13 protein-coding genes are annotated in these 15,565 nt (G+C 73.0%); 7 read left to right on the top strand and 6 right to left on the bottom strand.

Going from position 1 to position 15,565, the window contains the following annotated elements:
• The first annotated feature begins 177 nt into the window (after positions 1-177).
• The gene (locus ABTY40_RS25490; RefSeq protein ID WP_352061664.1) at positions 178-765 is read left to right on the top strand and encodes a GNAT family N-acetyltransferase; all 588 of its coding nucleotides are present in this window, start codon (positions 178-180) and stop codon (positions 763-765) included.
• A 56-nt stretch (positions 766-821) separates the two neighbouring features.
• Positions 822-1,985: a winged helix-turn-helix domain-containing protein gene (locus ABTY40_RS25485; protein ID WP_352061663.1), complete on the top strand. Its 1,164-nt coding sequence runs from the start codon at positions 822-824 to the stop codon at positions 1,983-1,985.
• A gap of 87 nt (positions 1,986-2,072) precedes the next feature.
• Here ABTY40_RS25485 and ABTY40_RS25480 read toward each other — a convergent pair whose 3' ends face one another.
• The 6 genes from ABTY40_RS25480 to mtrA all read right to left on the bottom strand — a co-directional run bounded on the left by ABTY40_RS25480 (position 2,073) and on the right by mtrA (position 9,554).
• Positions 2,073-2,840, bottom strand: coding sequence for a response regulator (locus ABTY40_RS25480; protein WP_352061662.1), 768 nt, complete (start codon positions 2,838-2,840; stop codon positions 2,073-2,075).
• A gap of 230 nt (positions 2,841-3,070) precedes the next feature.
• The gene (gene hpf, locus ABTY40_RS25475; RefSeq protein ID WP_345288670.1) at positions 3,071-3,754 is read right to left on the bottom strand and encodes a ribosome hibernation-promoting factor, HPF/YfiA family; all 684 of its coding nucleotides are present in this window, start codon (positions 3,752-3,754) and stop codon (positions 3,071-3,073) included.
• Positions 3,755-4,049: 295 nt separating this feature from the next.
• Positions 4,050-4,895: a ComF family protein gene (locus tag ABTY40_RS25470; RefSeq protein ID WP_352061661.1), complete on the bottom strand. Its 846-nt coding sequence runs from the start codon at positions 4,893-4,895 to the stop codon at positions 4,050-4,052.
• Between the two features lie 100 nt (positions 4,896-4,995).
• A complete protein-coding gene (locus tag ABTY40_RS25465; RefSeq protein ID WP_502990674.1) occupies positions 4,996-6,861 on the bottom strand; it encodes an LpqB family beta-propeller domain-containing protein in 1,866 nt (621 codons plus the stop codon).
• Positions 6,851-8,875, bottom strand: coding sequence for an MtrAB system histidine kinase MtrB (gene mtrB / locus ABTY40_RS25460; RefSeq protein WP_352061660.1), 2,025 nt, complete (start codon positions 8,873-8,875; stop codon positions 6,851-6,853). The genes ABTY40_RS25465 and mtrB overlap by 11 nt, the downstream gene beginning before the upstream one ends.
• 1 nt (position 8,876) lies before the next feature.
• Entirely contained in the window at positions 8,877-9,554 is a 678-nt protein-coding gene (gene mtrA, locus ABTY40_RS25455) for a two-component system response regulator MtrA (protein ID WP_023550067.1), read from the bottom strand.
• A gap of 481 nt (positions 9,555-10,035) precedes the next feature.
• Here mtrA and ABTY40_RS25450 point away from each other — a divergent pair, with 481 nt between their 5' ends.
• From ABTY40_RS25450 to ABTY40_RS25430, 5 genes are read left to right on the top strand one after another with little or no spacing between them, the layout of a single operon-like run.
• Positions 10,036-11,250, top strand: a complete 1,215-nt coding sequence (locus ABTY40_RS25450) for a DUF7544 domain-containing protein (RefSeq protein ID WP_352061659.1) — start codon at positions 10,036-10,038, stop codon at positions 11,248-11,250.
• Between the two features lie 4 nt (positions 11,251-11,254).
• Positions 11,255-11,947 carry a DUF4129 domain-containing protein gene (locus ABTY40_RS25445; protein WP_352061658.1) on the top strand — a complete coding sequence of 231 codons (693 nt, stop codon included), beginning with the start codon at positions 11,255-11,257 and terminating at the stop codon, positions 11,945-11,947.
• Complete coding sequence (locus ABTY40_RS25440) at positions 11,944-13,143, top strand: DUF4350 domain-containing protein (protein ID WP_352061657.1); 1,200 nt, start codon at positions 11,944-11,946, stop codon at positions 13,141-13,143. Before ABTY40_RS25445 ends, ABTY40_RS25440 begins: the two co-directional genes overlap by 4 nt.
• Positions 13,140-14,123 carry an AAA family ATPase gene (locus ABTY40_RS25435; protein ID WP_352061656.1) on the top strand — a complete coding sequence of 328 codons (984 nt, stop codon included), beginning with the start codon at positions 13,140-13,142 and terminating at the stop codon, positions 14,121-14,123. Before ABTY40_RS25440 ends, ABTY40_RS25435 begins: the two co-directional genes overlap by 4 nt.
• A 12-nt stretch (positions 14,124-14,135) precedes the next feature.
• A complete protein-coding gene (locus ABTY40_RS25430; protein ID WP_352061655.1) occupies positions 14,136-15,431 on the top strand; it encodes a DUF58 domain-containing protein in 1,296 nt (431 codons plus the stop codon).
• Positions 15,432-15,565 lie beyond the last annotated feature (134 nt).

The following is a 15,565-nucleotide window of genomic DNA, read 5'->3' as shown; positions in this document are numbered from 1 at the left end:
CACGGCAGGTGGTCCCCACCGCAACGGCCATCGTAAGCGAGACCACCGCCGGGGAGGGAGGCCCGCAGTGCCGGAGCCGCACGTGCGCCCGGAATGAGAACGCCCGAGGCGGGCGGAAGGTGCCGCCCCGCCCGAAAAGTGTTCGCGTCCCGTGCCCCCGGTCACCAGAATCCCGTCATGGACCCCATCACGCTCACCACGGACCGGCTGCGCCTGCGGAACTGGCTTCCCGAGGACGCCGACGCCGTGTACGCCATCTGCCAGGACCCGGCCATCCGCCGCTGGACCACCGTCCCGGACCCGTACACGCGCGAGGACGCCGGCTTCTTCCTCGACCGGCTCGTCCCGGACGGCTGGCGCGAGGACAAGGAGTACGGGTTCGCGGTCGAGCTCCTGGAGGGCGGCCCGCTGCTCGCCGCCGCCTCCCTCCGGGCCCAGGAGCCCGGGGTGTACGAGATCGGCTTCTGGCAGGCGGCGGAGGCCCGCGGCAACGGCTACATGACGGAGACCGTCCGCGCCCTGGCCCATTGGGCCTTCACCGGCCTCGGCTGCACCCGCCTGGTCTGGCGCGCCGAGGTCGGCAACGTGGCCTCGCGGGCCGTGATCGAACGGACCGGGTTCACTCCGGAGGGCGTCCAGCGTGCCGGGCTCCTCCACCACGGGACGGTCCGCGACTGCTGGATCGCCTCCCTCCTCCCCTCCGACTTCGGCCTGCCCAGCCCCCTGCCCTACCTCCCGGCGCAGGACCGTGAGGCCCTGACCTGACACGGGGTGACCGGTTCCCGGCCCTCCTGTCGGTGCCGGGCCCTAGGGTGCGGTCCATGACGACTGTGCCGCCGCCCGCCGCCGAACTGACCGCCGACGAGGCCCGCCGGATCGCGCTGCGCGCCCAGGGATTCCTGGGCGCGGCCGACCGCCGGGCGGGAGTGCGCGGGATCCTCCGCCGGCTCGGGCAGGTGCAGCTCGACACCATCTCCGTGCTCGCCCGCTCGCACGAGCTCGTCCCGTACGCGCGCCTCGGCGCGGTCGGCCGCGCCACGGTCGAGCAGGCCTACTGGACCGAGGCCCACGCCTTCGAGTACTGGTCGCACGCGGCGTGCATCCTGCCCGTCGAGGAGTGGCCCCACTTCGCGTTCCGCCGCCGCGCCTACCGCGCCCGGCCCCAGTGGCACCACGACCTGGCGCCCGGGACGTACGAGAAGGTCGTCGCCCAGCTGCGCGACGAGGGGCCGCGCACGGCGACGGAGCTGGGCGGCGCGAAGAACAAGGGCGAGTGGTGGGACTGGTCCGACACCAAGATCGCCGTCGAGCGGGCGCTGATGTACGGCGACGTGGTGGTGGTCGAGCGGCGCGGCTGGAAGCGGGTGTACGACCTGGCGGAACGGGCGATCCCCGACGCGCTGCTGCACGACGACCTGGACGACACCGAGTGCGTGCGGCGGCTGGTGCGGCAGGCGGGCGAGGCGCTCGGGGTGGGCACGCGCGCGGACATCGCCGACTACCACCGCATCAAGGGCGAGCAGTTCGACGCGGTGATCGAGGCCTCGGGCCTGGTGCCGGTCACGGTGGCCGGCTGGGGGAAGCCCGCCTGGGCAGATCCGGCGGCGCTGGCCTCGGAGCCCCGTGGCCGGCACCGCACGACGCTGCTGTCACCGTTCGACTCTCTGATCTGGGAGCGGGCCCGCACGGAGCGGATCTTCGGGTTCACGCACCGCCTGGAGGCGTACGTGCCGAAGCCGAAACGGGTGTACGGCTACTTCGCGATGCCGGTCCTGGCCGGTGGCCGGCTGGTCGGCCGGGTGGACCCGGCGCGCGAGGGCCGGACGCTGGTGGCCCGGCAGGTGTCCCTGGAGGGCCCGAAGGCCGTGCCGGCCGTGGCCACGGCGCTGCGCGAGGCGGCCGAGTGGGTGGGCTGCGACGCGGTGAAGGTGGAGCGCGTGGACACTCCGGAGCTGGCTCCGGCCCTTGTCGCCGCGCTCGACTGACATCCTCCGGTCCGCGGCGGCCCTGCCCGCCCGGGCTGCCCGGCCACGCCCTGAGGCCTTTCTTCCGGATCTGCCGGAAGGGAGGCCCTAGCGGATCTCCAGGATCTTCTCCCGCATCGCGTAGACCACGGCCTCCATGCGGGAGTGCAGCTGGAGCTTCTCCAGGATGTTCCGCACGTGGTTCTTGACGGTGTTCTCGGAGATGAAGAGTTCCTTGGCGATGTCCCGGTTGTTCATCCCGGTCGCGACGAGCTTGAGGACCTCCAGCTCGCGGTCGGTCAACCGGGGCGCGGGCACGAGCCTGCGCTCGTCCGTGCGCTGGATCATCGACTTGAACTCGGTGAGCAGCTTGGACGCCATCGAGGGGCTGATCTGCGACTGGCCGTCCGCGACGGCGCGGATGGCGGTCGCCACCTCGTCGGTGGAGATCTCCTTGAGGAGGTAGCCGGTCGCGCCCGCCTTGATGGCGTCGTAGAGGTCGGCCTCCTCGTCGCTGATCGTCAGCATGATGATCTTCGCGCTGGGGGCCACCTCCTTGATCGAGGTGCAGGCCTCGATGCCACCGCGCCGGGGCATCCGCACGTCCATCAGGACGATGTCCGGGAGCAGATCGGCCGCCTTGTCGACGGCTTCGGCGCCGTCTCCGGCCTCTCCGACGACCTGGATGTCCTCCTCATGGGCGAGGACGATCTCGAGTCCCCGGCGGAAAAGGGCGTGATCGTCCACGACGAGGACCCTGATCGGCTCTTTGCGGAAGGCTCCGCTGTCCGAATCCGATCCCTCCGGAGCTGTCCCCGGGATGACCGCGCCACCGTGCTCGCGCTCGCTGAGCACCGGTCCGAAGCTGTCCGCCATCGTTCCTCCCCCTGAAGGCCGTGGCCTGAATTCGTTTCCGGTCCTCCAACCACTGCTCGGGAAGCACCGGTTGGCGTGCACGCCATGATTTCATGCCCCGGCGGTGCCGCGGTGATCCCTCGGCGGACAAGCCGGCCGCGCGGGTCTCACGGGGGTGCCCCTGAGAGCGCGGTGAGCGCGCTCCAGGGGCACCGTGAGGGGCATGTCAGGCGGGGACGTGCGGCGGCCCGTCAGCCGCCGAGCGCGCCACCGGCGCCGCCGCTCTCGGCGAGCGGGTCGCTCTCCAGGTGGATGACGCCGTAGTCGTACGCGTGACGCCGGTAGACGACACTCGGCTGCTTGGTGTCGGAGTCGACGAAGAGGTAGAAGTCGTGCCCGACCAGCTCCATCTCGTAGAGCGCCTGGTCGAGCGTCATCGGGGCGGCCTTGTGGGTCTTCTCGCGGACGACCAGCGGGCCTTCGCCCTGGACCTCGATCGGGCCCACCATCGTGGTGGGCACGTCCTGTTCGGCCTCGGAGCCGACCAGTTGTCCGTTCTCGTCGATCTGGGCGACACCGTGCACGACATCACCGACCTCGGCGGCCGAGAGCCGGCCGCTGCCGCGGCGCGTGTACCGCTTGTCGTGCTGCTTGCGCAGCCGGGCCTCCAGCTTGTCGCTGGCGAGGTCGAGCGCCGCGTACGGGTCGGCCGCGGCGGCTTCCGCCCGGATCACCGGGCCTCGGGAGTGGAGGGTGATCTCCACGCGGTCGGACCGGTCGGCCTGCCGCGGGTTGTGCTCCTTGGACACCTCGACGTCGAGGCTGATCACCTTGCCGTCGAGCTTCTGGATCTTCTCCAGCTTCAGCTTCTCGGCCACGTGCTTGCGGAACCGCTCGGGCACCTCGGTCTTGCGGCCCTTGACGACGATGTCCACGCAGAACTCCGTTCCCGGATCGCCCGAATCGGCTCCTTGACCGTCGGGCGTCTCCCTTTGCACCAGACTCCGGTGGATTACCGGAGATCGGACTCGGCGAACTTTCACCTCCTCCTCCCCCGTCGATGCGATCCCCACCCCATCGACGCGAGGTTAATTCGCCCTGAACTCCTGTCCTAGAGGCGCAACCGTGTATTCGGCGAGGAGTGACTGCGGTCATTCCTCACAACCGAACATAGCTCCTTCGGACGGGTGTCGGCACCCGCTGCCGCGACTTACCTCCGTTCGAGTGCTTTCACCGCTCACCACCTGCAACGATTCGAGTTCCCACGGAGTTCCGGTTTATTTCGAACGAAGCGGGAGAGGATGCGATCACGGCCCCCACCCGCTGTTCGATTCCGCCCTGCCCGGAAACCGCCGGTAAACCTTCCGGTGAGGAGGGGATGAACGGCGAATGGATCTCACCGAGGGCCCGCGCCGCCTCCGCGAGCGACGCGCCGGTCGTCATGAGGTCGTCCACGAGGACCACCAGGCCGGCCGCGAGCAGCCGCCCGCCGCCCGGTACGACCTCCAGGGCCCCCGACAGGTTCGCCCGGCGTCCGCGTGCCCCGAGCCCCGCCTGGTCGGCGACCCGCCGCCGCTGCCGCAGCACCGGGACGACCCGGGCGGGGCGGCCCGTACACCGCAACCGGGCCGCGGCCGCCCGCGCGATCCGCAGTGTCGGATCGTGACCACGCGCCCGCACCGACCGCCGCGACGACGGCACGGGCACCAGGAGAAGCGGGGCCGGCCGTACGTCCTCCAGGGGGCCTGCTGCGGCCTCCACGGCGGCGGCCAGGGCGGCGCCCAGCGGCGCGGCGAGCCCGAGCGCCCCACGCTCCTTGTGAGCCAGCAGCAGCGCCCGTACCGGACCGGCGTAGGGCGCCGCGGCATGCACCTCCGGCAGCCCGGGCGGTTCCGGCGAGGGCCGCACCCGGCACGGGCCGGCGACCGCGACCGCTCCCGTAGGTCCTCCGGTGCCGGCGTCCCACCCGAGGAGCGCGGCCCCGCAGTCCGGGCACAGCACGGTGCGCGGCCTGCCGCAGCCCTCGCAGGCGGCCGGCAGGACCAGACCGGAGATCTCGCGCCACCACCCCCGCATGGCTCCACTCTGCGCTCCCGGTCCCCGGGCCGCCACCTCTGTGGAAAACCGCCGCCCGCCGCCGGAGGACCGGGGGCGAGCGGCGGTGGTGCGGGATCCGTCAGCCGGGGTAGACGGGCGAGACGCCCGCCTTCACCACCGGCTGCCAGTTCATCCCGGAGGCGAGCCGGACGATGCCGTCGTCGCCGGAGTCGGCGACCACCGGCGCCTGGTCGGTGTGGGGCGCGGCCACCGTGGTCACGCCGTTGAGCCCCGGCAGCACCGAGCTGGCGGAGGTCGATCCGTCGGTCTGCAGGTAGCGGACCTGCTGGACACCGCCCGCCTCCTTGCCGACCACGACGAGCCGGCTCGGGCCCGCCCAGGAGACGGCCGTGACCGTCTCCATGCGGGGTGCGGCGGGCTGGAGGTCGACCACGGACACGGCCGGTTCGGCGCCCGCCGTCTGCCGCTCGATCCGGCCGATCTGCAGGGTGGTACGTCCCTCACGGCTGACGAGCAGGGCGACGCGCACCCCGTCGGCCGAGACCCGCAGCGACTCGACGCGGGCGCCGTCGCTCAGCCAGGGCGTGCGGACCTCGACCGGTTCGCCGGAGCCGTTCGGCACCATCCACAGGCGCGGGGCGGCCGGGTCCCGGTCGGCGACCCAGAGGTCACCGCTTCCGTCCCAGCTGGGCGCGGACAGCCGTTCCCGCGGGCCGTGTCCCTTGCTCGTGAGGACCGAGCGGGGCGGTCCCATGTCGCTGGTGATCGAGGAGACGAGCAGCTCGGCGCCGTTCGCCCGGACGCCCGCGGCCCGGGTCTCCCCCCGGTCCACGGCGACCGACCCCAGCGGCGTGGTGCCCTTGCCGAACGGGCCGGGCACCTCGCTCGGCGCCTCCGGCTCCTTGCCGCTGACCGAGACGGTCATCAGCTTGCCCTCGTGGACGAAGTACGGGTTCTCCGGCCGCGGGGTGCCCCGCACGGCGGCGAACTCCTCCTCGGCCTGCCCCTTGCCCAGCCGGCACAGGGAGCGGTCCCGGGTGCCGAGGAGCTCGACCTGCTCGACACGTACCGACGTCAGGTCGCGCAGGGTGAACAGCACCTGCGCGGCCATCCGGCGGCAGATGTCGGGCCCCACCTGGTCCGCCTTGGCGTTCAGCGGCACCTTGAGGGTGGACTGGTCGTCCGGCGTCAGGGTGGTGACGCCGCTCCTGAGCTGCGTACCGGAGGGGAAGCGGGAGTCGACGGCCTGCTTCAGCCAGTTCGTCGGCCCTTCGAGGAGGGCCTTGATGGTCTGCGTGACCGGGTCCATGCGGGTGACCGGGTCCTGCCGCTGCCGGATGTAGACCGGGTCGGCGACGACCCAGTCCTTGCCCGAGGCGAAGTAGTACGTGTTGACCGACCGGTAGTTCCGCAGGAAGTCCGCCTCGCCCAGCACAAGGCCGGGCGGCAGGCTGTCGATGCGCCACTCCTTGTCCTTGCCGTTGGCGGAGGGCTGCTGCACCACACGGATGGACCGCAGGTAGTCGGCCGGGCTGATCGGCTGGTAGGCGTGGCGGGCGTCCACGGTGGCGATCTTCCGGCCCGAGATCGGGTAGGCGCGGCCCTCGTCCCCCGGGTCGGCCTTGCGGTCGGCCTGCTCGCGGTCGGGCGCGGTGGCGAGCACCGTGATGCTCTCCTCCGGCTTCCACGCCTGCGCCGCATGCTTCGTCAGGTACTTGCGGGCCGTGGCGAAACCGGGGTCGTCACTGGTCATGGCCTCCAGGAAGCCGTCGACGATCTCCTCCGGGTCCGCGTTCTCCCGGGGCGCCACGGCGTACACCCGGACCTGCGAGTCCCCCGGGTTGGACGCCTTCACCTGCTGGACCTCACCACTGTCGGGCATGGTCGCGCAGCCCGTCGCGAGGATCCCGCCGCAGATGGCGAGGGCCAGCGCGCGTGTGCTCCGTCCCCGCCCCGGGTGCCGCTCCCGGACGTCAGCCCCCACGTGTCCCGTCCTCCCGCTCCATGTCTTCCTCGGTGTACGTGTGCGTGCCGGCGTCCGCTCCGCCCCCGCCGTCGCTCCGGGGCACCGCCCGCGCCACCACGCGCGCCCCGCTGCCGGGCAGGGCCGCCGGGTCGACGGTGGCCCGCGGCGGCTCGGGGAGCCTGGGCGGTACGGGAAGCGGTGACCGCTCCCGGGCGGACTGGGCCGGGACGGCCGCGACGCGGGCGCTCTCCTGCGCCCGGCCTGCGGCGGCCTGCTCCCGGTTGCGCCGGGAATCGTCGGGTTCCAGCGGGATGGGCGATCCGCGCAGCGGCTCGTCGGCCGTGCGCGGCAGCGTGAGCCGGAACTGCGAGCCACCGCCGGGCTCGCCCCAGGCCTGGAGCCAGCCACCGTGCAGGCGGGCGTCCTCGACGGCGATCGACAGGCCGAGGCCGGTGCCGCCGGTGGTGCGGGCGCGGGCCGGGTCGGCGCGCCAGAAGCGGTTGAAGACCCGGGCGGCCTCGCCGGGTTTGAGGCCGACGCCGTAGTCGCGGACCGCGATGGCGACCGCCCCGCCGGCGGCGGCCAGCTTCACCACCACGTCACGGCCCTCGCCGTGCTCGACGGCATTGACGACGAGGTTGCGCAGCACCCGTTCGACGCGGCGGGCGTCCGCCTCGGCGACCACGGGCTGCTCGTCGCCGACGACGACGATCCGGGTGCCCTTGCGTTCGGCGAGCGGTTCGGCGCCGCCGATGACCCGGCGCACGACCTGGCGCAGGTCTATCGGCTCGGCCTCGAGGGCCGCCGCGCCCGCGTCGAAGCGGCTGATCTCCAGGAGGTCGGAGAGCAGCGATTCAAAGCGGTCGAGCTGGTCGCCGAGGAGTTCGGCGGAGCGGGCGGTGACGGGGTCGAAGTCGATGCGGGCCTCGTGGATGACGTCGGCGGCCATCCGTACGGTGGTCAGCGGGGTGCGCAGTTCGTGCGAGACGTCGGAGACGAACCGCCGCTGCATCCGCGAGAGGTCCTCCAGCTGCTGGATCTTGTGCTGGAGGTTCTGGGCCATCTTGTTGAAGGCCTCGCCGAGGCGCGCGATGTCGTCCTCGCCGGTGACCTTCATCCGTTCCTGGAGCCGGCCCGCGGAGAGCCGCTCGGCGACCCCGGCGGCCATGCGGACGGGGGTGACGACCTGCCGCACCATCATCCAGGCGATGGCGCCGAGGAGGACGACGACGAACAGCCCGGCCGTGGCCAGGGTGCCCTTCACCAGGGCGAGGGAGTCCTCCTCCTGGGTGAGCGGGAAGAGGTAGTACAGCTCGTACTGGTCGCCCTCGGCGTCGGTGAGGCGCTTGCCGATCACCAGGCCCGGCTCGGAGTCGCGGCCGTTGGTGTAGTGGATCCGGCTGAACTTCTGGAAGGTGTCGCTGCTCTGCGCGACGGAGTGCCGCAGGTCGGCGGGGATGCTGCGGGTCGGGTCGACCTCGCCGGAGGCACGGGCGCCGCGGCTGGCGGTGTCGCCGGTGTCGAGGGAGAGCGCGACGACGTTGAACGCGCTCTGGCCGCCGCTGGCGAGCTGCTCGACGAGGGTGGAGCGCCAGTTCACGGAGGCACCGGCCCGTACGCCGTCCTGCTGTCCCGGCCCGGTGGGGGTCGTGGCGGCACGGTCCTGTGCGGCGGAGAACCCGCCGGCGGCCTGGCTCTGCGCGGCCCTCTCCTTGGCGTCGAGAAGACCGTTGCGCACCTGGACGAAGACGACGACGCCGAGCAGCAGCACGACGCCGAGCGACATGAACAGCGTGCCGGCGACGACCCTCAGCTGGATGTTCCGCCGCCACAGCCGTACGGCGGGGAGCAGCGGGCGGCGCACCCATCGGGCGGCGAGCCGGAACAGCCGCCCGCCGGGGGCGCCGTCGTGGAAGAGTCGCCCGCCGGTGGACGGACGGCCGAAACGCGGGCCCCCCCGCCCCGGTCCGGCAGCCCGCCCCGTACGGACTCCCGGGTCCCCGGGCTTCGGAGCAGCACTGCCCGTACTCATGTCAGCTCGGTCCCGCCTTGTAACCGACACCGCGGACGGTCACGACGATCTCCGGGCGCTCGGGGTCCTTCTCGACCTTCGAACGCAGTCGCTGGACGTGCACGTTCACCAGTCGGGTGTCGGCGGCGTGCCGGTAGCCCCAGACCTGCTCCAGGAGGACCTCACGGGTGAAGACCTGCCACGGCTTGCGGGCGAGGGCGACGAGCAGGTCGAACTCGAGCGGGGTCAGGGCGATGGACTGCCCGTCCCGTTTCACGGAGTGCCCGGCCACGTCGATGACCAGGTCACCGATGGTGAGCTGCTCGGGAGCCGGCTCCTCGGAGCGGCGCAGCCGCGCGCGGATGCGGGCGACGAGCTCCTTCGGCTTGAACGGCTTCACGATGTAGTCGTCGGCCCCGGACTCCAGGCCCACCACGACGTCGACCGTGTCGCTCTTGGCCGTGAGCATGACGATCGGCACCCCGGACTCGGCCCTGATCAGCCGGCAGACCTCGATGCCGTCCCGTCCGGGCAGCATCAGATCCAGCAGCACCAGGTCCGGCTTGGTCTCCCGGAAAGCGGCGAGCGCCTTGTCCCCGTCAGCGACGAACGACGGCTCGAACCCTTCACCCCGCAGCACGATGCCGAGCATCTCGGCCAGTGCGGTGTCGTCGTCGACGACAAGAACGCGTCCCTTCATATCGACATCATCCCATTTCCGTATCAGTCCCAAGGCGGCTGGTGAGATACCTCACTGACCTGCGGTGACGTGCTAGTCGGCTGCCGATGACTGGCTGTGTTCGCGGGTGTTGATGTCAGTCATGGATGTCACCCCGTGTCCCCCGGTGGTCGCGCAGAACCGTACCCCGTACCGCCCGGCCCGTCCCACGCTCCGACCGGCCGCCCCCGCCGGACGTCGGGAGGAGTGGGGCGGGCCGCCCCGCCGGCCCGGGCCGCGCCCCGCCGTTTCCGCGACCTTTGGTACGGAGTGGCCGGACATGGCCCCGGTCCGCCGTCACCGCAGCACCATGGAGGGAGGGGAGAGAGTCACCGGCCCCGGCCCGAGGGCGGGGCCCGCGTGGCACGATGGCACCCGGCCCGCCGCCCGCCGGGCGGTCGGCCCCGTGACCGAGCCGGTTCGCCGATCCGGCACCGCGACCATTCCTCCGAGGTGGACGACCGTGAACGACACTCCGGGCTGGAGCTCGCCCGGATCTGCACCTTCCGACGGCCAGGACGGCTCCGGGGCCCCCGGCGCCTCCTCCGACGCGAACGGCGCCGCCCCTCAGTGGTCCAAGGACCAGCCGCCCGCCCAGCGGTGGTCGACGCCCGCGGGCCCGCCGCCGGGGCGGGTCCCGCCCCAGGGCGATGGCTGGGGCGCTCCGCCGCCGCACGGGTACGGGGACAGGCCCCCGGCCGCGAAGCCCGGGGTGATCCCGCTGCGCCCGCTGGGCGTGGGTGAGATCCTCGACGGCGCCGTGAAGACCCTGCGCACCTACTGGCGCCCGGTCCTCGCCGTCACCGTCACGGTCGCCGTGATCTCGGAGCTCGCCAACATCCTCGCGCAGCGGTATCTCGTCCCCGCCCCGCCCGCGCTCAGCCCCGACGCCACCCCCGCCGAGGTGCTCGACCACTCCCTGGAGGCGGCCCGGACGTCCGTGATCGGAGCAGCCCCGGGTCTCCTCGTCGCGCTGATGGCCTCGCTCGTCAGCGCGGCCCTGCTGACGGTCGTCGTCAGCCGTGCCGTCCTCGGCCGGCCGGTGTCCATCGGCTCCGCCTGGCAGGAGGCCCGCCCGCGGCTCCTCCAGCTGATCGGCCTGTCGCTGCTGCTGCCCGCGATCAGCCTGGCGATCATGACCGTCGGTGTACTTCCCGGTCTGCTGATCGGGGGCGATCCCGGCACCGCCCTGGTCACGCTGGGCGGCCTCGCCGCCGCGGTCGTGACGCTCTGGCTGATGATCGGGTTCAGCCTCTCCTCGCCCGCCCTGATGCTGGAGCGCCAAGGTGTGTTCGCCGCCCTGAAGCGCTCGGCCAAGCTGGTGCGGGGAGCGTGGTGGCGGATCTTCGGCATCACCCTTCTGACCCAGCTGCTGATCTTCGTCGTCACCATGATCGTCCTGGTCCCGTTCACCGTGGCCGGCATGGCGATGGACGGCGAAGGTATCTCGGGCGTGGTCTCCGGCACCGCCACGGCGCCCGGCTGGCCCTTCCTGATCGTCACGGGCATCGGCGCGGTCCTCACGAGCGCGGTCACCTATCCGATCTCGGCCGGTGTGACGGTCCTGCTCTACGTCGACCAGCGCATCCGGCGCGAGGCCCTCGATCTCGAACTGGGCCGGGCGGCCGGTCTCCCCGGCTACGGCGCCGCTCCGGGCGACGAAGCCGTCGGAGGCTGATGCCGTGACGGCCGCGGGGGGAACGACGGGGCTGCTCACCAGGGCCCCGTCCGAGGCTGACGTGCCGGTGGACCTCTCCCGCGTCCCCGCCCGCGAGGCGGCGGAGCGGGAGCTGTCCGACCCGGCGTACCACCAGAACGACCCGAGCCTCCTCCAGCGCGGGCTCGACCGCTTCTGGGAATGGCTCGGCGACCTCCTCGACAAGGCCTCCGGGGCCGCGCCCGGCGGCGTGCTGGGCCTCGTCGTCGTGGCCCTGGTCGTCCTGGCCCTCGTCGGCGCCCTGTGGTGGCGCCTGGGCACTCCCCGCCGGACACCGACGTCGAGCGGGGACACCTTGTTCGAGGACGGCCCCCGCACCGCCGCCGAGCACCGGGCGAGCGCCGCCCGGCACGCCTCCGCCGGCCACTGGAACCAGGCCGTCCAGGAACGCATGCGGGCCGTCGTCCGCTCCCTGGAGGAACGCACCCTGATCGAGCCCCGCCCGGGCCGCACCGCCGACGAGGCCGCCGCCGAAGCCGGCCGTTCCCTTCCGTCCCACGCGGACGCCCTGCGCCTCGCGGCCCGCGCCTTCGACGACGTCACGTACGGCGGCCGCGCCGCGGACGAGGCCGCGTACCTCCGGCTCACCGAGCTGGACACCGCACTGGAGCGGGCCCGGCCCGTCCTGGAGCCCGCCTCCCCGGAGCCCGTCGCATGAGCGGGACGCTCAGCCCCACGTCGACGGCGCTCTCCCCCGCCCAGCTCTGGGCCCGCGCCCGGGGCGCCGTCCTGGTGCTCGCCCTGGTGCTGACCGGCGGCCTGATCCTGGCCCTCCTCCAGTCGTCCGAACCCCGTGGCGCCCTCGACCCCCGCTCCGCCGATCCCCACGGCAGCCGGGCCGTCGCCGAACTCCTCAAGGACCGGGGCGTCACCGTCACCGTGGCCACCACCCTGGACGAGGCCACGGCCGCCACCGGCCGCGACTCCACCCTCCTGGTCACCGCCCCGGACCTGCTCTCCGACAACCGGCTGTCCGCGCTTCGCACGGTCATGCGCGCATCCGCCGGCCGCACCGTCCTGATCGGGGCGGGCGCACCGTCGCTCGCCACGCTCGCCCCCGGCGTCACCGCCGCCGAGAGCACACGCGTCACCGACCTCGCCCCCGCCTGCTCCCTGCCCGCCGCCCGCCGCGCGGGCAGCGCCGACCTCGGCGGCGAGCGGTACCTGACGGCGGCAGGCATCCGGGCGGACGCCTGCTACCACGCCGACGGTCTGCCGACCCTCGTCCGTCTCCCGGCCACCGGTGACAGCGACACGGTCCTCCTCGGCGCCCCCGACATCCTCCATAACGACCGTCTCGATGAGCAGGGCAACGCCTCGCTCGCCCTGCAGCTCCTCGGTTCCCGTCCCCATCTCGTCTGGTACCTCCCCTCCCTGTCCGACCTGCCGCCCGCCGGCGAACCGTCCGACGGCGACACCGCGGGCGACTTCCTCGCCCTCATCCCCTCCGGCTGGCTGTGGGGCGCCTTCCAGCTCGCCGTCGCCGCGGTCCTCGCCGCCGTCTGGCGCGGCCGCCGCCTCGGCCCGCTGGTGACGGAACGGCTGCCGGTCACCGTCCACGCCTCCGAGGCCACCGAGGGGCGAGCCCGCCTCTACCGGAAGGCGAACGCCCGTGACCGCGCCGCCTCCGTTCTGCGCTCCGCGACCCGTACCCGGATCGCTCCCCTGCTGGGTGTCCCTGTCCGGGACGCCCACTCCCCCGACCTGCTGCTGCCCGCTCTCACCGCCCGGCTCTCCGGAGCCGGCGGGGACCCTGAAGACCTTCTCTTCGGCCCGGCTCCCGCCGACGACGCCACCCTCGTCCGCCTCGCGGACCAACTCGACGCCCTCGAAAGAGAGGTACGTACCTCATGAGCGCCCCGACTCCCGAGACCGCGCCGCCCTCGGACCGCGCCCGTGCCTCCCTGGAGGCCCTGCGTACCGAGATCGCGAAGGCGGTGGTCGGTCAGGACCCCGCCGTCACCGGTCTCGTCGTCGCCCTGCTCTGCCGGGGTCACGTCCTCCTGGAGGGCGTCCCCGGTGTCGCCAAGACCCTCCTGGTCCGCGCGCTCGCCGCCACGCTCCAACTGGACACCAAGCGAGTCCAGTTCACCCCGGACCTCATGCCGAGCGACGTCACGGGCTCCCTCGTCTACGACGCCCGCACCGCCGAGTTCTCCTTCCAGCCCGGCCCGGTCTTCACCCACCTGCTGCTCGCCGACGAGATCAACCGCACGCCCCCGAAGACCCAGGCCTCGCTGCTCGAGGCGATGGAGGAGCGTCAGGTCACCGTCGACGGCACCCCGCGCGCCCTGCCGGACCCGTTCATGGTGGCCGCGACGCAGAATCCCGTCGAGTACGAGGGCACCTATCCCCTCCCCGAGGCCCAACTCGACCGCTTCCTGTTGAAGCTGACGGTGCCTCTGCCCTCACGTGAGGACGAGATCCATGTCCTCACCCGGCACGCGGAGGGCTTCGACCCCCGCGACCTGAAGGCCGCCGGTGTCCGTCCGGTCGCGGGCCCCGCCGACCTGGAGGCCGCCCGAGCCGCGGTCGCCGAGGTCACGGTCTCCCCCGAGATCGCCGGCTATGTCGTCGATATCTGCCGTGCCACGCGTGAATCCCCCTCCCTCACGCTCGGGGTCTCTCCCCGAGGCGCCACCGCCCTGCTCTCGGCCGCCCGCGCCTGGGCCTGGCTCACCGGCCGGGACTACGTCACCCCCGACGATGTGAAGGCCCTGGCCCTCCCCACCCTCCGTCATCGCGTCCACCTGCGGCCCGAGGCCGAAATGGAAGGAGTCTCGGCCGACTCCGTGATCCACTCGATCCTCGCCCACGTCCCCGTCCCCCGCTGAGAACGGCGCCTCATGGCCCTCACCGGACGAGCCGCGCTCCTCGCGGCCCTCGGATCGCTCCCCGTTGGCATCCTCGCCCCCAGCTGGACGGGGATGCTCGCGGTCAACGCGCCCCTCTCGCTCGCAATTCTGTGCGACTACGCCCTGGCCGCGCCAGTAAGAACGCTCCGGTTCACCCGAAGTGGTGATACGTCTGTTCGACTCGGTGACGCGGCCGAGGTGCGGCTCACGGTCACGAACCCCTCCGGCCGCCGTCTCCGCGCCCAGCTCAGGGACGCCTGGCCGCCCAGCGCCGCCCTGTCACCGACCCGTCAGAAGCTGACGGTCCCGCCGGGCGAGCGGCGCCGGCTCACCTCGACCCTGCGCCCGACGCGTCGCGGCGACCGCCGCGCGGAACGGGTGACGGTGCGCTCGTACGGCCCTCTGGGCCTCGCGGCCCGGCAGGGCAGCCACGAGGTGCCGTGGACGGTACGGGTCCTGCCGCCGTTCACCAGCCGCAAGCACCTGCCGTCCCGGCTGGCCCGGCTCCGCGAGCTCGACGGCCGCACCAGCGTCCTGTCGCGCGGGGAGGGCACGGAGTTCGACAGCCTTCGGGCGTACGTCCCCGGGGACGACACGCGCTCGATCGACTGGCGCGCCACCGCCCGCCAGTCCGAGGTGGCCGTACGGACCTGGCGTCCGGAGCGCGACCGGCATCTTCTGATCGTCCTGGACACCGGCCGCACCTCGGCCGGCCGCGTCGGGGACGTGCCGCGCCTGGACGCGGCCATGGACGCCACCCTCCTGCTGACGGCCCTCGCGTCCCGAGCGGGCGACCGTGTGGACGTTCTGGCCTACGACCGCCGTCTCCGCGCCCAGGTCCAGGGCCGCTCAGCGGCCGATGTCCTTCCCGCGGTGGTCGCCGCGCTGGCCCCGCTGGAGCCGGAACTCGTGGAGACGGATGCCCGGGGCCTGGCCTCGACGGCCCTGTCCCGCGCTCCCCGGCGTTCACTTATCGTGCTCCTGACAAGCTTGGACGCGGCGCCGATCGAGGAGGGCCTGTTGCCGGTGCTGCCCCAGCTCACCCGGCGCCACACGGTTCTGGTGGCCTCGGTGGCGGATCCCCGGGCGGCCGCCATGGCGAAGGCCCGGGGCACCGTGGACGGCGTGTACGAGGCGGCTGCGGCCGCGCAGAATCAGGCTCAGCGCGCTCGGACGGCCGACCAGTTGCGCCGCCATGGCGTGACGGTGGTCGACGCCGCCCCGGACACACTGGCTCCGGCTCTGGCCGACGCCTATCTGGCCCTGAAAGCGGCCGGCCGCCTCTGAGCAGCCTGCCCGTTTCCGTCCCGGAAGGGAAACGGTTCTGGTCCGGAACGCAGGAAAGCCCCGCACCAGAAGGTGCGGGGCTTTCCCACAATAATTGTTCGGCGGCGTCCTACTCTCCCACAGGGTCCCCCCTG

The organism is Streptomyces sp. NPDC126503, from assembly GCF_040302405.1.
In the GTDB taxonomy this organism is placed as follows: domain Bacteria; phylum Actinomycetota; class Actinomycetes; order Streptomycetales; family Streptomycetaceae; genus Streptomyces; species Streptomyces gulbargensis.
This window is presented reverse-complemented; position numbering and strand designations above follow the sequence as displayed.